This is a genomic window from Amycolatopsis keratiniphila, from assembly GCF_000400635.2.
GTDB lineage: Bacteria > Actinomycetota > Actinomycetes > Mycobacteriales > Pseudonocardiaceae > Amycolatopsis > Amycolatopsis keratiniphila.
This window is the reverse complement of record NC_021252.1, coordinates 3,657,884-3,676,617: the sequence shown is the minus strand read 5'-3', so window position 1 is coordinate 3,676,617 and position 18,734 is coordinate 3,657,884. Positions and strand designations below refer to the sequence as shown.

14 protein-coding genes are annotated in these 18,734 nt (G+C 67.3%); 6 read left to right on the top strand and 8 right to left on the bottom strand.

Annotated features, from left to right (window positions below):
* Positions 1 to 11 precede the first annotated feature (11 nt).
* Complete coding sequence (locus tag AORI_RS57790; protein WP_016333716.1) at positions 12 to 1,541, top strand: AMP-binding protein; 1,530 nt, start codon at positions 12 to 14, stop codon at positions 1,539 to 1,541.
* Here AORI_RS57790 and AORI_RS57785 read toward each other — a convergent pair.
* Positions 1,538 to 2,443, bottom strand: coding sequence for an Lrp/AsnC family transcriptional regulator (locus tag AORI_RS57785; protein WP_016333715.1), 906 nt, complete (start codon positions 2,441 to 2,443; stop codon positions 1,538 to 1,540). The two genes, AORI_RS57790 and AORI_RS57785, sit on opposite strands and share 4 nt — an antisense overlap.
* Before the next feature lie 211 nt (positions 2,444 to 2,654).
* On the opposite strand from AORI_RS57785, the gene AORI_RS57780 reads away from it, so the two are divergent.
* Both AORI_RS57780 and AORI_RS57775 read left to right on the top strand, forming a co-directional pair.
* On the top strand, positions 2,655 to 4,316 hold the full coding sequence (locus AORI_RS57780; RefSeq protein ID WP_016333714.1) for an amidohydrolase: 1,662 nt from the start codon (positions 2,655 to 2,657) through the stop codon (positions 4,314 to 4,316).
* A complete protein-coding gene (locus AORI_RS57775) occupies positions 4,313 to 5,593 on the top strand; it encodes an MFS transporter (protein ID WP_016333713.1) in 1,281 nt (426 codons plus the stop codon). The genes AORI_RS57780 and AORI_RS57775 overlap by 4 nt, the downstream gene beginning before the upstream one ends.
* Here AORI_RS57775 and AORI_RS57770 read toward each other — a convergent pair.
* From AORI_RS57770 to AORI_RS57750, 5 genes are all read right to left on the bottom strand, one after another.
* The gene (locus AORI_RS57770) at positions 5,590 to 7,164 is read right to left on the bottom strand and encodes a succinic semialdehyde dehydrogenase (protein ID WP_016333712.1); all 1,575 of its coding nucleotides are present in this window, start codon (positions 7,162 to 7,164) and stop codon (positions 5,590 to 5,592) included. The two genes, AORI_RS57775 and AORI_RS57770, sit on opposite strands and share 4 nt — an antisense overlap.
* Positions 7,165 to 7,177: 13 nt before the next feature.
* Complete coding sequence (locus tag AORI_RS57765; protein WP_016333711.1) at positions 7,178 to 8,806, bottom strand: GMC family oxidoreductase; 1,629 nt, start codon at positions 8,804 to 8,806, stop codon at positions 7,178 to 7,180.
* A 117-nt stretch (positions 8,807 to 8,923) separates the two neighbouring features.
* Positions 8,924 to 9,763 carry an LLM class F420-dependent oxidoreductase gene (locus AORI_RS57760; protein WP_016333710.1) on the bottom strand — a complete coding sequence of 280 codons (840 nt, stop codon included), beginning with the start codon at positions 9,761 to 9,763 and terminating at the stop codon, positions 8,924 to 8,926.
* Between the two features lie 44 nt (positions 9,764 to 9,807).
* On the bottom strand, positions 9,808 to 10,974 hold the full coding sequence (locus tag AORI_RS57755; protein ID WP_016333709.1) for a CaiB/BaiF CoA transferase family protein: 1,167 nt from the start codon (positions 10,972 to 10,974) through the stop codon (positions 9,808 to 9,810).
* Entirely contained in the window at positions 10,971 to 12,128 is a 1,158-nt protein-coding gene (locus AORI_RS57750; RefSeq protein ID WP_016333708.1) for an acyl-CoA dehydrogenase family protein, read from the bottom strand. Before AORI_RS57750 ends, AORI_RS57755 begins: the two co-directional genes overlap by 4 nt.
* A 100-nt stretch (positions 12,129 to 12,228) precedes the next feature.
* On the opposite strand from AORI_RS57750, the gene AORI_RS57745 reads away from it, so the two are divergent.
* Both AORI_RS57745 and AORI_RS57740 read left to right on the top strand, forming a co-directional pair.
* Entirely contained in the window at positions 12,229 to 12,573 is a 345-nt protein-coding gene (locus AORI_RS57745; RefSeq protein WP_016333707.1) for a hypothetical protein, read from the top strand.
* A gap of 61 nt (positions 12,574 to 12,634) precedes the next feature.
* The gene (locus AORI_RS57740; protein WP_063751891.1) at positions 12,635 to 14,008 is read left to right on the top strand and encodes a DUF6351 family protein; all 1,374 of its coding nucleotides are present in this window, start codon (positions 12,635 to 12,637) and stop codon (positions 14,006 to 14,008) included.
* On the opposite strand, the gene AORI_RS57735 is transcribed toward AORI_RS57740, so the two are convergent.
* A complete protein-coding gene (locus tag AORI_RS57735; protein WP_016333705.1) occupies positions 14,005 to 14,664 on the bottom strand; it encodes a S1 family peptidase in 660 nt (219 codons plus the stop codon). The two genes, AORI_RS57740 and AORI_RS57735, sit on opposite strands and share 4 nt — an antisense overlap.
* A 76-nt stretch (positions 14,665 to 14,740) precedes the next feature.
* Positions 14,741 to 15,763 carry an LLM class flavin-dependent oxidoreductase gene (locus AORI_RS57730; RefSeq protein ID WP_016333704.1) on the bottom strand — a complete coding sequence of 341 codons (1,023 nt, stop codon included), beginning with the start codon at positions 15,761 to 15,763 and terminating at the stop codon, positions 14,741 to 14,743.
* 272 nt (positions 15,764 to 16,035) lie between these two features.
* Here AORI_RS57730 and AORI_RS57725 point away from each other — a divergent pair, with 272 nt between their 5' ends.
* Positions 16,036 to 18,357: an nSTAND3 domain-containing NTPase gene (locus AORI_RS57725; RefSeq protein ID WP_123798405.1), complete on the top strand. Its 2,322-nt coding sequence runs from the start codon at positions 16,036 to 16,038 to the stop codon at positions 18,355 to 18,357.
* Positions 18,358 to 18,734 lie beyond the last annotated feature (377 nt).

The following is an 18,734-nucleotide window of genomic DNA, read 5'->3' as shown; positions in this document are numbered from 1 at the left end:
AGGACGAGCGCGTGCGACTGACCGACTACCTCGACAAGGGCGCTTCACTCGATCCGGCGGCACCCTGCCTCACCATGGGTGACACCTCGCTCAGCTACGGCGAAGTCCAAAAGCTGTCGTGGCGGGTGGGGCGGGCGCTGGCCCGGTCCGGCGTCGAACCGGGCGACAAGGTGGCGATCCTGTCCGGGAACGATCCCCTGTCGTTCGGCTGCGTCTTCGGGATCAGCCGGGCCGGTGCCGTGTGGTGCCCGGTCAACCCGCGCAACGAGGCCGCCGAGAACAGGGAACTGCTCGACCTGTTCGACTGCACCTGCCTGTTGGTGCAGGAGTCCTTCGCACCGCTCGTCTCCCGGATGCTCCCCGGCCTGCCGAAATTGTCCACAGTGGTCTGTCTCGACGGCACGATGCCCGGCGCCGTCCCGTTTTCCGACTGGCTCGGTGGCGCCGAGCCCTGGGAGGAAACGCCGCCGGACGACATGGTCCTGCTCGTCGGCACCGGCGGAACCACCGGACGCCCCAAGGCGGTGATGCTCAGCGGCACTAACGTCGAGACGATGTCGGCGCTCACGCTGATAAGCTACCCGTTCACCGGGCGACCGCGTTATCTGGCGCTCGCGCCGCTGACACACGCGGCGGGTGTGCTCTGTTTCCCGGTCCTGACCCTCGGCGGCGAGATCGTCGTCATGCCCTCGCCGGACCTCGGCGAATTCCTCGCGCTGGTGGAACGCCGCCGCATCACGCACACCTTCCTGCCACCGACGCTGATCTACCTGCTGCTCGACAATCCGGCGCTCGACGACGCCGATCTTTCGTCGCTGCAATGCCTTTGGTACGGCGCCGCGCCGATGTCGGCCACCAAACTCGCCGAGGCGATCACCCGGATCGGCCCGGTCTTCGGGCAGCTGTTCGGGCAGAGCGAAGCCCCCATGATGGTCTCCACCCTCTCCCCCGCCGAGCACGTCCACGCCGATGGATCCCTTGCCCTGGAACGGTTCACGTCGGCGGGCAGGCCCACACCGCTCACCCAGGTCGCGATCATGTCCGCCACGGGCGAGCTGCTCCCGCCCGGCGAACGCGGCGAGATCGTCGTCCGCGGTTCACTGGTGATGCTCGGCTATTACAAGAATCCGGAGGCGACGGCGGAGGCGAGCGCGCACGGCTGGCATCACACGGGCGACATCGGCTACCTCGACGAGGACCACTACCTCTACATCGTCGACCGCGCCAAGGACATGATCATCACCGGCGGTTTCAACGTCTATTCGGCCGAGGTCGAGCAGGCGCTCATGGCGCACGACGCGGTGCAGGACTGCGCCGTGATCGGGCTGCCGCACGAGAAATGGGGCGAGCAGATCACCGCCGTGGTGCAGCTCCACTCCGGGAGAACGGCGGCGGCGCAGGAACTCCGCGCCGCGGTGAAGGAGCGGCTGGGCGGCATCAAGACCCCGAAGGAGATCCTGGTCTGGCCGGATCTCCCCCGGTCCAAGATCGGCAAGGTGCTCAAGACCGAGATCCGGAAAGCGTTGCTGGACAACGCTTAGCGCCGCGCGAGCTCCTCCGCGGTCGGCAACGGCCACTCATAGCGTTCCTTGGCGATGCGGAGGTGGACCCACGTCTCCGCGGTCACGACGTCGGGTCGGCCGCTGATCTCTTCGAGCGCCCGGTCGAGCGCGCGGGCGGACTGCGCGGCGATGGTGGCGACGACATCGAACCGGCCGATGGTCCTGGCGAGGAACTCGGTGTCCTCCCGCGCGGCGAGCGCGGCGGTGACGGAATCCCCGGCTCCCCGCACGTTCAGGCCGATCCCGCAGACGAGGCCGGCGTCCGGCCGGGCCCGGCTGAGCACCGGCGCGATCCGGATGACGTCGTGCTCGACCAGGAAGCGCACGCGGGTGCGCGTGGCCGACGGTGACAGCCCGACGTGCTCGGCGATGCTCGCGTAGCTTTCCCGCCCGTCGGCCTGCAACCGCAGCATGATCGCGAGATCGCGGTCGTCGAGCCGCAACCAGGGCGGCAGCGGGCGGCCCGGCATGAACAGGCCCTTGACCACGTCGACGTAGACGAGGGTGTTGACCTGTTCCACCTCTGGCAGGCCGCGGATGTCGGCCACCGTGCGATAGAGCTCGGGCGAGTCGGGCAACCGCAGCTCGGCGACGGTCTGGTACTCCCCGCTCACCGCGGAGACGAACGCCGCGGCGGGCAGCGCCGCGATGGCGTCCGTCGTCGCCCGCGAGCGGCCCGAAGTGCGGATCGCGAGATGCGCGTACGCGGTCAGGCCGAGGAACTCGGGGTGGACCGCCGCGACCACGTTCAGCGAGCCGTCGGCCTTCAGCTGCTCCAGCCGGGCCGACACGGCCGACCTCGAAGCCCCGACGCGTTTGGCCAGATCGGCGACGCTCATCCGGCCGTCCGTGCGCAAAGCCGCGACCAGCGCGTCGTCCACGCGATTTCTCCTCTGCTGAATTTCCGACGGCGGGACGCACCATATCACCGGCGTGAACGCCCGCAGAACAGCCGAGATAGCGCGTTGTGTTCATGATCGCGGGCAAATCGATCGTGAACACCGTCCGTGTACGAATGATCTGATTGCGCCCGGAGTTTTCGTCGCTTACCTTCGCCCCACTTCACCGTCGAAAACCCCAGGAGTCCGCCCGATGCGCCTGTTGCCCCTCGATCGTTCAGTCCTCGACGCGCGAGCGACGATCCTGCGTCCCGATGAGCTGGTGACCGTCGACGACGCCACCGAAGGCGCGGAAGCGGTCCTCGTGTTCGGCGAGGAGATCGCCGCGGTCGGTTCCCTGGACGAGTGCCGCACCCGCGCCGCGAGCCTCGGCCGTCCCGACCCGGAGGTGCGGCGGCTGCCGGGCACGCTCCTGCCGGGATTCGTCGATCCGCACGCGCATCCCTTGATGTACGGGCAGATGATGACCTGGGTCGACTGCGGTCCCGAACGCGCGTCGACCATTCCCGAGATCGTCGCGCTGCTGCGTGCGGCGGCCGAGAACACCCCGGCGGGCAGGCCGATCCGCGGTTACGGCTACGAGCACCGCAACCTCGCCGAGAAACGCCATCCCCGCAAGGAAGAACTCGACGCGGTCGCCGGCGATCGCGAGGTCTACCTCATGAACGCCAGCGGGCACGGCGGCGTGGTGAACAGCTTCACGCTGCGGCGCAACGGCGTCACCCGCGACACCCCGGATCCCGACGGTGGCGTGTTCTTCCGCGACGAGCACGGCGAACTCACCGGCGAACTCTCGGACGCGGCGTGCAACATCCTCACCGGGGTCGCCGGGGTGAAGGTCGGACGGCACGGGCCGAACTTCCACCTCGAGGACGAGCCGGAGGAGCACGCGCGGCAACTGGCAGCGGCGCAGGAGAAGTTCCTCGCCGCCGGGGTGACCGCGATCGGCGACGCCCAGGTCACGCGGCGCGAGTTCGACATGTACCTGCGGCTGGACGAGGCCGGGCGGCTCAAGACACGCGTCCACATGTACCTGCTGTCCCATCTGCTCGACCAGGCCCTGGAAATGGGACTGCACGGCGCTTTCGGCACCGCTCGCCTCGCTTTCGCGGGGATCAAGTTCTACGCCGACGGCACGCTCGGCGGGTGGACCGCGTACTTCCCCGACGGCTACGTCGGCGACCCCTGTCGCACCGGGCAGCTCTACCACGACCCGAAGGACTACGCCGCGCTCATCGACAAGGCGCACGAAGCCGGGCTCCAGACCGCGACCCACGCCCAGTCCCCCGACGCGATCGCCATGGTGCTCGACGCCATCGAGGACGCGCAGCAGCGGACTCCCCGGCCCGACGCGCGGCATCGCATCGAACACTGCGGGCTGCCTTCCCCGGAGCAGATCGAGCGGATGGCCGCGCTCGGCGTCCACCCGGTCAACCAGCCCCAGCACTACTACAACTGGGGCGAAGGCGTCACCGACGCCGTCGGCACCCCCGGCGAACGGTTCAACCCCCTCGGTGAGTTCCAAGCGGCGGGCGTGCCGGTCACGCTGAGCTCGGACGCGCCGGTCGCGGAGCCGAATCCGCTCGAAGCCATCCAGACCGCGGTGACCAGGACTACCCGCCGCGGCCACCGGCTGGGCGGCGACGACCTGCTGATCGACGTCCGGTCGGCCGTCGCCGCGCATACGATCGCCGGCGCCCGGGTGCTCGGCCGGGAACGCGACCTCGGCTCGATCACCCCCGGCAAACGCGCGGATTTCGTGCTGCTCGACGAGAATCCCCTCACCTGCGACCCGAGCCGGATCGCGGGCATCGGCGTGCTGGAAACCTGGATCGACGGCGAGGTGGCCCGATGACCGTCCGAACCGACACGCAGTCGCTCCGCCGAGCCCGCCGGGCCGGGCTCGCGGCCTTCGTCGGCACCACGATCGAGTGGTACGACTTCTACATCTACGCCACGGCCGCGAGCCTCGTCTTCGGCACCGTGTTCTTCCCCGCCACCGGCGACCGGCTGACCGGTGTCGCGGCGGCCTTCGCGACGTACGCCGTCGGCTTCTTCGCGCGGCCGCTCGGCGGCATCGTGTTCGGGCACGTCGGTGACCGGATCGGCCGCAAGACCGCCCTCGTGGTCACGTTGACCATGATGGGCGTGGCGACCTTCCTGGTCGGCTGCCTGCCCGGCTACGACGAGATCGGCACGTGGGCGCCGATCCTGCTCGTGGTGCTCAGGTTCGTCCAAGGGCTCGCCGTCGGCGGCGAGTGGGGCGGCGCCGTGCTGATGGCCGTCGAACACGCGCCACCGGACAAGAAGACGTTCTACGGCGCGTTCGCGCAGGCGGGCAACCCCGCGGGCGCGTTGCTGGCGACCGGTCTGTTCAGCCTGCTGAGCACCGGCGGCACGGAATGGCTCGCCACCTGGGGCTGGCGGATCCCGTTCTTCGCGTCCGCGCTGCTCATCGGGGTCGGCCTTCTCGTGCGGCTGAAGGTCGAGGAGTCACCGGTCTTCGAGGAAACCGCCGAAGAAACGGGCGTGCCGATCCTGTACGCGGTGCGGACCAACTGGAAGCCGATCCTGCTGGGCATCTGCGTGCTGCCCGTCGCGGTCGGCGGCTACTACCTGGTCACCACGTTCGCGACGGCGTACGCGACCGATCCGGCCGTCGGCGTCTCCGAATCGCTGGTGCTCAACGCGCTCACCATCGCGGCCTTCGTGGAACTGGCCGTGAGCTTCGGCGCGGCCTGGCTCGGCGACCGCTTCGGCCGGGTGCGGGTGGTCGTCATCGGCCTCGTCGGCGTCGCCGTGCTCGCGGCCCCGCAGTTCCTGGTGCTCTCGACCAAGAACGCGGTGCTGATCATCGCGGCGTTCGTGGCGATGCGCCTGGCGATGACGGCGACCTACAGCCCGATCGCCGCCATCCTGTCGCAGATGTTCCGGCCGCGGGCGCGCTACACCAGCATCTCGCTGTCCTATCAGCTCGCGGGCGCGCTGTTCGGCGGCCTCTCGCCGCTGGTGTCGACGCTGCTGTTCCAGGCGACCGGCAGTGTCTGGCCGGCGATCGGCCTGCTGATCGGGATGTGCGTGCTGAGCATCGCCTGTGTGCTGGCCGCGCCGCAGCACACCGACGACGTTTAGCGGATACGCAGCCGCCGCATGGTTTTCAGCCCGGACAGCATCCCCTCGACGTACTTCTCGTAGGTCTGGCCGCCGCGGGGACCCATGACCTGCTTCTTGAGCACCGCGACGTTCTTCACGTCGGTGTACTTGAGCAGGCCCTGGTCCCCGTGGCGGGCGCCGACGCCGGAGTTCTTGACCCCGCCGGACGGCGTCCCCTTCGAGGCGTACGCGGTGGCCAGGATGTCGTTGATGTTGACGTTGCCGGACTCGATCCGCGCGGCCACCGCACGCGCGGTGCCGACGTCACGGCCCCAGACGGAGGCATTGAGGCCGTACTCGGTGTCGTTGGCGAGCGCGACGGCTTCGTCGACCGTGCGGTACTTGTGCAGCGCGACAACGGGTCCGAAGGTTTCGGTGACGCCGCAGAGCATGTCCTTCGTGACGCCTTCGAGGATCGTCGGCTCGAAGAACGCCGGACCGAGGTCCGGCCGCGGTTTTCCTCCACAAAGGACGGTCGCTCCCTTGGCCACGGCGTCGTCCACATGGGACTTGACCCGGTGCATGTGGTCGACGGAGACGAGCGAGCCCATGTCCGGCCCGAAGTCGTAGGCAGCACGGACGTCGAGGGCTTTGGTCTTGGCCACGTAGGCGTTCTTGAACTCCTCGTAGCGGGACTCCGGCAGGTAGATCCGCTCGATGTGCATGCAGATCTGCCCGGTGTTGCCGAAAGCACCGAAGATCGCACCCTGCACGGTCTCGTCGAGATCGGCGTCTTCGAGCACGATCATCGGGTTCTTTCCGCCGAGTTCGAGACAGCAGCCGATGAGGTTGCGGCCCGCCTGTTCGCCGATCACCCGGCCGGTGGCGGTGGAACCGGTGAACATCACGTAGTTCGCCTGACCGATGAGCGTCGGTCCGACGTCCGGGCCCTCACCGCACACCACCTGGAACAGCCCCTTCGGCAGCCCGGCCTGTTCCAGCAGCTCGACGCCGTAGAGCGGGGAGAGCGCGGTCTTGTTGTCGGGCTTCAGCACCACCGCGTTCCCGGCCATCAGCGCCGGCACGGCGTCGGAAATACCCGTGGCGAACGGGAAGTTCCACGGCGCGATGATCCCGACCACGCCCTTGGGCTGCCGGAGCTCCGTCGAGGTCGTCAGGAACGGGACCGGTCCCCCGCGTTTCGCCGGCGCCAGCAGTTTGGCGGCGCGCGTGAGGTAATGGCTCATCACCATCGCCGGATCGCAGGTCTCCTCGATCGCCATCCGGCGGTTCTTGCCGCTCTCGACCTGGATGAGGTCGGTGACGGCCGGCGCGTTGTCGACGAAGAGCGTGTGCGCGCGTTTGAACACCTCCAGCCGCTGCTTGAGCGGGGTGGCGGCCCACTTCTCCTGCGCGGCGCGCGCGGTGGCGAACGCCTGCTCGATGTCGGCGGGGGTCGACTGCGGCAGCTCGACGAGCACTTCGCCGGTGTAGACCTCGGTCAGTTTCCAGGTCGCGCCGGACGAGCCCGGCACGCGGGCGGCGAGCCGCCGGAGGAACGCGTCGGTCACCGACGCCGGACGGGTGAGCGCGAGCGGTGTGACGGTCATGGCCCTCTTTCCGTCAGTTGTCCGACAAGACAAGCTGCGCACCCATCTCGCCGATCATGATGGCGGGCGCGTTGGTGTTGCCGCCGGTGATCGACGGCATGATCGAGGCGTCGCAGACCCGCAGGCCCTCGACCCCGCGAACCTTGAGGTCGGGACTCACGACCGCGAGTTCGTCCACGCCCATCCGGCAGGTGCCGACGCCGTGGTAGACCGAGGTCGCGCGGTTCAGGATCGCGTCGCGCAGTTCTTGCCCCTGCAAGGCTTTGCCCGGGTGCAGCTCCTCCTTGATCGAACCGTTGAACGCCTTCGACGCGAAGATCTCGCGGACCATCTCCGAGCCCTCGCCGAGCACTTCGAGATCGGCCGGGTCGGACAGGTACTGCGGGTCGATGAGCGGCGCCGCGGCGGGATCGGCCGAAGCGAGCCGCAGCGTGCCGCGGCTCCTCGGGTAGATCAGCGTGGTGAGCACGGTGAGCGCGGGACGTTTGTCGACGTCGTGCCGGATGGGCGCGTCCTGGTTCGGCGTCACGTACGCCCACGGCAGGAGGTGCAGCTGGAGGTCGGGCACCTCGGCGGCTTGGGACGTCTTCAGGAAGGCGACCGCCTCGAAGACCGAGTTCGCCAGGAACGTCGTGCCGGGCCGCATCAGTTCGCTGACGAGGCCGCGCGCGAAGTACGGCGGCGTGCCCCGGTTCTTGCTCGACGACGCGCGGAAGGTCAACGCGTGGAACATGTGGTCGTGCAGGTTGTCGCCGACCGGCAGGTCCGCGACGACGTCGATGCCGTGCTCCTTCAGGTGCTCGGCGTGCCCGATCCCGGACAGCATCAGCAACTGCGCGGATCCGACGAAGCCCGCCGAGAGGATGACCTCCTTGCCCGCGCGCAGAATGCGCTGGCCCCCGTTCGCGTCGACGACCTCGACACCGACGGCACGGCCGTTCTCGATGACCACCTTCTTCGCCAGCACCCCGGACTGGACCTGGAGCGTGGCGGGCGCGAGATGGTGGATGTAGCCGCGTGAGGCGCTGTAGCGGAGGCCGTCGGCGGCGTTCTGCTGCATCCGGCTGACGCCCTCTTGGGACTCGGCGTTGTAGTCGTCGAGGATCTCGCAGCCGATCGCGTCGGCGGTCGCCTGGAGGAACTGGAGCGTGCCCTCCTGCGGGGTCTTGTTGCGAGTGACCCGGATCGGCCCGCCCGCACCGCGGAAGTCGTTCTCGCCGTCCTCGAAATCCTCCATCCGCTTGTACGCGGCGTTGACGCTGTCGGCGTCCCAGCCCTTGTTGCCTTCGGCGGCCCAGGAGTCGAAGTTGGCGCGGTTGCCGCGCACGTAGACCATCCCGTTGATGGAACTGGAGCCGCCGACCACCTTGCCGCGCGGCACCGGCATCCGGCGATCGAGAACGTGTTTCTGCGGCACCGAGTAGTAGCCCCAGTCGAACGGCTTCTTGAGCTGGGGCACCGCGTGCATCGGGCCGACCAGCCCCGGCTTCTTGACGAGCATCTTCTCGTCCGTCTTACCCGCTTCGAGCACGATCACGCTGGCCCCGGCCGCCGCCAGCCTGCCAGCGACCGCGGCGCCCGAGCTGCCCGATCCGACGACCACGTAGTCGGCCTCGTCGCCGCGCGCAGCCCTGTTCGCCATGTCCGCTCCTCGGTCAGCCCACCGTGCAGAACTGTAACCTGTTCTAGTTCTGTCACCGTATAGCGAGACCGGCCGGTTCCGCAACGGTCCGTCGCTCCCCGGCCGGCCTCCGAGACCTCAGCGCAGCGGTTCGAGCGCCTTCGCGAGCGGCTCCAGCACGGCGGGCGTGTGCGGCGGCGGCAGGTAGATGATCGCCAGGTCGAGGCCCGCCTCACCGAGCGCTTCGGCCTCCGCGGCGACCTTCGCGTAGTCACCGTCCGTGCCGAGGCGCACGTGTGAGGACAAGGTGATCTCCTTGGGATCACGGCCGATGTCCGCGCAGTGCCGGTACAGCACCTCGCGCTTGTGGGCGAACTCCTCCGGCGTGCCGCCGACGAAGTTCCAGTGCTGGGCGTACTTCGCGGTCGTGCGCAGGGTGCGCTTCTCGCCGCTGCCACCGATGCAGATCGGCGGATGCGGCTTCTGCACGCCCTTGGGTTCACAGCGGGCGTCGGTCAGCTGGTAGTGCTCGCCCTGGAAGGTGGTGGTCTCCTGGGTCAGCAGGCCGACGAGGACCTCGCAGGCCTCCTCGAACCGGTCACTGCGCTCCTTGACGGTGCCCAGTTCCATGCCGTACGCGCCGGATTCCTCTTCGTTCCAGCCCGCGCCGACGCCGATCTCCAGGCGTCCGCCGGAAACGATGTCCAGCGTCGCGGCCATGTTCGCGAGAAGCGCCGGGTGACGGTAATGGATTCCGCTGACCAGCGTGCCCAGCCGGAGCCGTTTCGTGGCCTGCGCGAGCGCGGTGAGCGTCACCCACCCTTCCAGGCACGGACCGGTCGAATCCGAGAAAATGGGATAGAAGTGATCGAAGGTCCAGCCCGATTCGAAGAGTTCGATCTCGTCGGCGGCCTGCCAGACGGCGAGCATGTCGGACCAAACGGTGTCCTGCGGCGAAGTCTTGATGGCGAATCGCATGATCTTGATCGTAAACCTGGAGTTCCTCCAGTCGCTTCCGAAAATCAGCGGGCGATGCCGCGGCGAAGATAATCGTCGGCGTCCACTCCGGACTCGACGAGCAACGCACGCGTGTGCTCTCCCAGGGCCGGGACATCGCCCATGCACGCCTCGAAATCGTCGAACGTCACCGGCGGCAGCAGCGCGTCGACCCGGGCGAATTCGGTGCCGACCTTGCGCCACCGGTCGCGCGCCCGCAATTGGGGATGATCGGCGACCTGGCCGACGTCCTTGAGCTGCGCGGCGGGAACCCCGGCCGCGGCGAGCCGTTCGTCGAGTTCACTGTTGGACCACAACGAAGTCCTGGCGGCGACGGCGGTGTCGCACTCGTCGCGATGAGCCACCCGCTGAACGTTGGTGGTGAAGCGCGGGTCGTCGGCGAGTTCGGGCGCGTCGAGGACATCGGTGACGAGCGTGCGCCAGCCGGTGTCGTTCTGGACGCCGATGAGCATCTGGCCGTCACGCGTGGGGAAGGCGTCGTACGGCGCGATCGAACTGTGGCTCAGCCCCATCCGCTCGGGCTCGGTGCCGGCGTACATCCGGGTGTTGAGCGCGTATCCCATCCATTCGACGGTCGCTTCCAGCATCGAGACCTCGATCGTCGCGCCCTCGCCGGTGCGCCAGCGGCGCAGCAACGCCGCCAGCACCGCCTGCGCGCAGTACATGCCCGAGGCGATGTCGGCGGTCGGGATCCCGGTCTTCGCCGGCGCGTCCGGGGTGCCGGTGATCGCGATGAGCCCGGCCTCGGCCTGGATCAGCATGTCGTAGGCCTTGCGCCGCTCCATCGGCCCACCCGCGCCGAACCCGGACAGGTTCACCACGACCAGTTCGGGGTGATCCGCCCGCAGATCACCGAAACCGAGCCGCTCCGCCGCGCCGGGGGCGAGGTTCTGCACGAACACGTCGGCCTTCGCGACCAGCCGGCGGACGACGTCACGGCCCTCGCCGGTCTTGAGGTCGACGGCGAGCGATTCCTTGCCCCGGTTGAGCCAGACGAAATGCGCGCCGCTGCCGTGCACGGCGTGGTCGTAGGCGCGGGCGAAATCCCCGCCGTCGACGCGTTCCACCTTGATCACCCGCGCGCCGAGGTCGGCGAGGTTGCGGGTGGCCAGCGGTGCGGCCACGGCCTGTTCGACGGCGACGACGGTGACCCCGTCGAGCGGCCGCGTCATGCCTTCTTCTTCTCGGCCCGCACCAGCCCGCCGCCGATGATCAACCGCTGGATCTCGCTCGTGCCCTCGTACAGCCGCATCAACCGGACGTCCCGGTAGATCCGCTCGACCGCGACCTCGCGCATGTAGCCGCTCCCGCCGTGGACCTGCACCGCGAGATCCGCGGCCTTGCCCGCCATCTCGGTGCAGAACAGCTTCGCCGCCGACGGCGCGATCCGCCGGTCCTCCCCCGTCACATACGCCCGCGCCGCCTCGCGGGCGAGCGCGCGACCGGCGAGCACACCGGTCTGCTGATCGGCCAGCATCGCCTGCACCAGCTGGAAATCCCCGATCGGCGTGCCGCCCTGGGTCGCCGTCGCGGCGTACGCGACCGACTCGTCCAGCGCTCGCTGCGCCGTTCCGACGGCGAGGCCCGCCATGTGGATCCGGCCGCGCGCCAGCGACGTCATCGCCGCCTTGTAGCCGACCTCGCCGTCCCCGCCGACCAACGCGTCGGGCCCGACGCGGACCTGCGAGAACGTCACGTCCGCGGTCCGCGAACCCTCCTGCCCCATCTTCGCGTCCTTCGCCCCCACCGTGATGCCCGGCGCGTCGGCCGGCACGAGGAACACCGCGATCCCGGTGTCCGTCCGCGCGAACACCACGAACAGGCCGGCCTCGGTGGCGTTGGTGATGAACTGCTTACCGCCGTCGATCACCCAGCCGTCACCGTCCGGCTTCGCGCTGGTCCGCAGCCCGGCCGGATTCGATCCCGCGCCCGGCTCGGTCAGCGCGAACGACGCGACGACCTCACCCGAGGCGATCCCCGGCAACCACCGGTCCTGTTGTTCCCGGGTGCCGAACCCGACCAGCACCTGTCCGGCGATCCCGTTGTTCGTGCCGAACATCGACCGCAACGCCAGTGACGTGTACCCCAGCGCCATCGCGACCTCGACGTCCTGCACCAGGTCGAGGCCGAGCCCGCCCCACTCCTGGGGGATCGCATAACCGAACAGACCCATCTCCGCGGCCTGCGCCCGCAGATCGGCCGGGATGGCGTCGGTGTTCATGATCTCCAGCTCACGGGGCATCACCCGGGTGCGCACGAAATCGTGGATCTGGCCGAGAACGTCCGCGAACACGTCGTCGGGGACGTCGGGGTTGCCGGTGTACATGCCCTCACTATCGATCACCGTCCGGGTTCGGTCCACTCCCCCGAGTGGATCCGGCCGCGAGACCTACCGGAGATCTTGATCTTCGTCCTAACGTCGAACCATGCGTACACGAACCGCTTTCCTGTCCATCGCCAGTGCCGTCGCCCTCTGCTTCACGATCCCGGCCGCGGCCTCCGCCGCCGAAGGCGAATTCACCTACCGCTACTACGACGAAGACGAAGAAATCCAGGTCGGAACCCTGGTCGACCCGCCCAGCGGCGAATGCATCGAAATACCCGAGATAGCCGACTGGGACGTCGACGCGTTCCGTCCGCGGAACAACACCGACTCGACCGCGGTGGTGTTCCTGGACGACGACTGCAAGAGCGATTCCTACTTCTCGCTCCGCCCTCACGGCGGCCGCGGCTCGGACAGACTTCTCCTCCGCTCGGTCATCTTCAGTTAGGCCGGGCGGACCTCGACACCACACTCCGCGCGGCGAAGGATGAGGCGCGGGGGTGGTCGTCGTGGCACGACGCGGACTGGTCTTCCTGGCCCTGCTCACGATCTTCCTGGGGCTGGTGGCGCCCCGCGCCTCGGCCGGCGGCCCGGTCACCAGGTACGAGGGCGAACTCGAAGGCGCACGCTATCTGGTGCTGGTGCCGGAAAACTGGAACGGCACGCTCATGCTGTGGAGTCACGGGATGTACTCCCTGGCGTATCCGGAACCCGATCGGATCGCGCTGACGTCACAGCCCGCGACCGAGTCTTTCCTACTGGCACAGGGATACGCGCTGGCCGCGTCCCAGTACCGGACCGTGCGCGGCTGGTCGATCGAGGAGGCGCTCACCGACCAGACCCGGCTGCACGACTGGTTCGCCCGCACGGTCGGCCCGCCGCGGCGAACCATCGCGGCGGGCGAATCGGTGGGCGCGATCACCGCGACCCTGCTCGCCGAGCGGAACCCGCGCCGGTTCGACGGCCTGATGGCCTTCTGCGGCAACCTCGCCGGCGGGGCCGCGCACTGGAATTCGTCGCTCGATCTCGGGTACGCGTTGAACACGCTGCTCGACGCGCGGCTGCAACTGGTGCGGATCACCGATCCCGCGGCCAACGTGGGCAGATTCGTCGACGTGGTGCAGGCCGCCACCGCGAATCCGGGCGGCAGGGCGCGCCTCGCGCTGGCGAACGCGCTGGCTGAGATCCCAGGCTGGCTGGACGCCACGCAACCCCGCCCGTCGGACGTCGCGGATCAGGTTTTCTGGCAGGGCGTATGGGATCGCTTCTACCGCGCCGGCGCGTTCGGCGTCGACAGGGTCGCGCTGGAACAGCGGGCGGGCGGCAACCCGGGCTGGAACGTGGGTGTCGACTACCGGCGGATCCTGGCGAACTCCGGAGAGCGGACGCTGGTGGAACGCGCCTACGCGGAGGCAGGGCTCGACCTCGGTGCCGACCTCGACCGGCTGGCGAAGGCGCCCCGAATCACCCCGGATCCGGCCGCGGCGGTCTATCTGGCCCGCTTCGGGCTGCCGCTGGGTCTCACGCCGGTCCCGGTGCTGACCATGCACACCGTCGCGGACGGCACCGCACCCGCGGCGCACGAACGCGCCTACGCCGAACGAGTGGGGCCGGGCGACGAACTGCGTCAGCTGTTCGTGAACCGCGCAGGCCACTGTGTGTTCACCGCGTCCGAGGAGATCACCGCCCTGCGCACGCTGGAACGGCGGCTGGATCACGGACGCTGGCCGTCGACCGGCCCCGCCACGCTGAACTCCGAAGCGGGCACGCTCGCCCCGGAACTCCAGACGATCTTCGACATCGTCCGGGAAACCCGGGTGACGACCACCCCGGCGTTCACGCGGCATTCCCCTCCCCCGTATCCGAGGGCGCTGCCGTTCTAGGTTCCGGCGAGGATCGTCAGCCCGTAGGCCGACAGGACCCGGTTGACCGGGGCGAAGAAGGTGGAGCCGCCGCTGGAGCAGTTGCCGCTGCCACCGACCAGCACGCCCTGTGCCTGTGTCCCGCTGACGAACGGCCCGCCGTTGTCCCCCGGCTCGGCGCAGACAGAAGTCCGGGTCAAGCCGGTCAGCGTCCCCTCCGGGAAGGTGATCGACACGTTCTTCGCCTGGATGATGCCGCACCGCCAGCCCGTGGTCGCGCCGTACCGGCACACCGACGCGCCGACAGGCGCCTCGACCGACCCGGCGATCGTCACGCGGGGCTCGGTGGGCGGGATGGAGGCCACCAGCCGCCAGTCGGTCGTGTTGGTCACCCGGATGACGATCGCGCCCGTCGGCGGGGTCTGGGCACCCACGACCACCCCGACCACCCGGCCGGCGCTGCGGATCGTGTCACCGGGTTTGCCGCAGGCCGAACTTGCGATCAGGTAGCCGGTATTCCCCGAGACGGCGGCGAACCCGGCCATGCACCGCGTCGCGGCGCTGCTCTGCAACACGCTCCCGCCGCCGAGCGGGGCGGGAGCGCTCGCTTGCGCGGTCGACGGCAAGGCCAAGCCGAGGGCCAGGACCAGGCAGGACAGGGATCGGGGCAGTCTCACGGGACCCTCCGATGGCCGGGGATGCCCCGATCGTAACGAGCGGAACACCCCGGCCCATCCGCCGAATCGCGCATTCTCAGCGCCAGCCGAGCTCCGGCGCCACGTGGGTGAGGATGCTCTCCAGCACGTGCGCGTTGTACTCGACGCCGAGCTGGTTCGGGATGGTCAGCAGCAAGGTGTCCGCGGCCTCGATCGCCTCGTCCTCCTTGAGCGCCCGCACCAGCTCGTCCGGCTCGGCGGCGTACGACCGCCCGAAGATCGCCCTGGTCGTCTCGTCGATCATGCCGACCTGATCCCGCGAGTTCCGGTCGCGGCCGAAATACGCCCGGTCCAGGTCGTTGGTCAACGCGAAGATGCTTCGGCTGACCGACACCCGCGGCTCACGCGAGTGACCGGCCTCCTTCCAGGCTTCGCGGTAGGCCTCGATCTGTTTGCGCTGCTGGACGTGCAGCGGCTCCCCCGTCTCGTCGTCCTTGAGGGTGGAACTCTGCAGGTTCATGCCCTGCTCCGCCGCCCACACGGCGGTCGCGTTGGAGCTGGACCCCCACCAGATCCGCTCCCGCAGCCCCTCCGAATACGGCTCGAGCCGCAGCAACCCCGGCGGATTGGGGAACATCGGCCGCGGATTCGGCTGGGCGAACCCCTCCCCCTCGAGCAGCTTGAGGAAGACCTCGGTGCGTTGCCGGGCCATGTCCGCCGCGGTCTGCCCCTCCGCCGGCCCGTACCCGAAGTACCGCCAGCCGTCGATGACCTGCTCCGGGGATCCCCGGCTGACGCCGAGCTGGAGCCTGCCGCGGGAGATGAGGTCGGCGGCGCCCGCCTCCTCGGCCATGTACATGGGGTTCTCGTAGCGCATGTCGATCACGCCGGTACCGATCTCGATCTTCGACGTCCGGGCCCCGATCGCCGACAGCAACGGGAACGGACTCCCCGCCTGCCGCGCGAAGTGATGCACCCGGAAGTACGCGCCGTCCACGCCGAGCTCCTCGGCCGCGACCGCCAAGTCGATCGACTGATGCAGGAAGTCGGCCGCGGACCGCGTCTCGGAGTGCGCGCTCGGTGACCAGTGGCCGAAGGACAGGAAACCAATCTTCTTCACGCCCGTGTAAGCGCTCCGTGACCGGGATTGATTCCCTGCCGACCGTGTCCACGGTCATAACGCGAAAGAGCGGACGGTCACTGTGACCATCCGCTCCACCCCGTAGGGTACTGCGCGTGTCCGAGGGGCGGGTTGCTCACTATCCACACGACTGCAGATGCCGGTATACCTCGGCCGCAGTCCCCAAGCCTAGCTAGGTCGAGGCTGACGACTTACAAGTTCTTCAGCGACAGACGCGAGCCGAACCAACGGCAGTGCGGCAGACTAGGCAGATGGACGCGTCTGACATCGTTCGGCTCGACGGGCAGGGATTCGAGGCACTCTGCAGGGACTTGTTCGAGGACATCCTCGGCTTGCCGTTGGAGATCTTCGCTGCGGGCAAGGATCACGGTATCGACCTGAGGCACGTTGCCGACGACGGGACGATGAGCGTGGTCCAGTGCAAGCACTGGGTTCGCAGTGGACGGCCCGCGCTGCTCAAACATATGCGTACAGTGGAGCGCCCCAAACTTGACGTCATGCGACCCACCAGGTACTTGCTAGCGTCGACTGTCGAGCTGACGGTCGACGCGAAAAACTCGTTGTGCCGTGATCTGGCTCCCCACGTTAGATCTCCCAGTGATCTCTACGGTATCGAGCAGATCGAAGCGGAGCTTAAGAAGCGGCCGACGATCGTGGTACGCCACCACCGTCTCTGGCTGAGTGGCACCGCTGTGCTGCAAGGCGTCCTCCACAAGAACACGGTGGTAAGGTCATCGGACCTGCTCGACGGGTTCGTCGAATGCGCGCGAACTTTCGTGCCAACGCCGGCTTACGACCTAGCGAAGAGCGTTCTGGAAACCGTGTCCGTTTGCCTTCTTTCTGGCATACCGGGCATCGGCAAGACGACGATGGCCAAGATGCTCGCTAAATCGTATGTCGATGAAGGGTACCAATTGGTCGAGGTGTCCGAGGATGTCAAAGAGCTCGATAACGCCTGGCTCGACGACACGAAGCAAGTTTTCTACTATGACGACTTTCTTGGTCAGACCGCACTGGAACATATGTTCAACAAGAATGAGGACAGCCGGCTAATCAAGGTAATTGGCAGGATCCGCAATACAAGCGGCAAGAAGCTGATCTTGACAACCCGCGAGTACATACTTGCACAGGCCAAACAACGCTACCCGAAGCTCGATGACGAGCAACTCGACCCGCTGACCTGTGTCATCGAACTACAGAACCTGACGAGAGAGACGCGAGCCAAAATCCTCTACCGGCACGTCGAGAGCTTGGACCTCTGCGACGACGATAGGCGGAAGATCGCCGAACCGAGAACCTGGACGCAGCTGATCCACCATCCGAACTTCAACCCACGGCAGATCACCAGTACGCTTCGTCTGGCGGCGCGTTCTGGTCGTGTCGCCGAGGAGCTGCTGCGCAATCTGGACAACCCAGAACGGATCTGGGCACACATCGTCGAGGAAGACCTCGACGACGCAGCCGTTCACCTACTCGAGGTGTTGGCCACTTTTAGATTCGGAGCGCTGTCCGAGCATCTTTATGAGGTATGGCTTGACTACCGATCCAGACTCAGTGTCGACCTAGACCCGCGACTGTTCTATCGCGCCCTGAGAACCTTGCAAGGAACCCTGATCACGATCGGGTTCGGCAATGACTTGTTCCACAATGATCGAATTATCGATTTTCACAACCCGTCTGTCGGTGACTACTTACAGGCCAGAATGAATGGCAACTTGGTTCGACTTCCTGAACTGCTGGCAAGTGTGAACACCGCCGGCCAGGCAATGCATATGGTTTCCTTGGCTTCACAGTTCGACGAGAACGGCGAAGCCGGTCACCTCTATCGACATAGCGCGGCGATCGCTCAAGCTGTCATCAGAACATTTGAGGAAGTTGAAACGGGCGAATCGGAAGAAGACGACAGTTGGGCTGCAAACTTGACCCGCGCACTGAGCGTTGCCGAGAACTTGCAATCTCCCGACTTGGCGAATTTCGTAGTCGGCCGGATTGAGCAAAACCCCACTGAGATGCGGGAATCTTATTTCGCCCACCTTGCTGATCTCGTTGAGCAGATCCACGAAAGCACATTGATTCCCAAGGAAATCTCGCGTCGACTGATCGTGAAACTGCTCGGAACGATATCGGGCGACCCGGTCGCGCAATCCGACACCGAGGAATGGACAACGTTGGTCGAAGCACACGCCGCATTGCAATTCTTGCCTGGAGCCGAGGCGAGCAAACGCCTGGCGGCGCTGCGCGCAGCGATGTTCGAGCGTGCCGAAAAAGAACTGAATACCTATTGGAGTACCGATGATGGCGGATGCGGCGATGATGACTGGTCTTGGATGCAAACAAAATCGATGCTCGACTTCCTGGAGACCGTCTCGTTAACTGGCGAGGCTAAGATCGCCTACGAACGAGCGAAAACAGCCTCCAAGGAGTACGACGACTCTGACTACGTGCCTGCGCCGCTGCAACCCCTTATCAGAACGGAACTACCCATCTTCGAGCCTGTGCGGGACTACCCCGTGGACAAGGTCGAACAGATCCGAAAACGTCTCGTGGATACCGTCGGCAGCGACGACCAGTAGGTCCAGCATCACATGAGATCGCCGAGGCTGGCAACCAGCTGATGCGCCAGCATGCGCAGCCATCAGCGTACACGAACGGACAACTGGCCAGTCGCCGAGCGACGGCAGCGACCAGCGCGGTTGAGAGCACAAGCTTGTGGTAGATCCTGAAGTCAAATTCAAGAGGTTCAAGGCGGCGATCGAAGCACTGGCGGAAGTTGAGCGAACGAACGGGAGGGCATCGTCTGCACGGACCCGAGTAGAGGTCTACGCTACGATCGACAACAAAAGGGGCCTTGAGCGTGAGGACACTTTTACTTCTATCTAGTGTCTGAGGGGCGAAGTGTTCACTGTCCACGGCTGCAACTGACGAGCTGACAGGCGAGACTTCCGTGTCT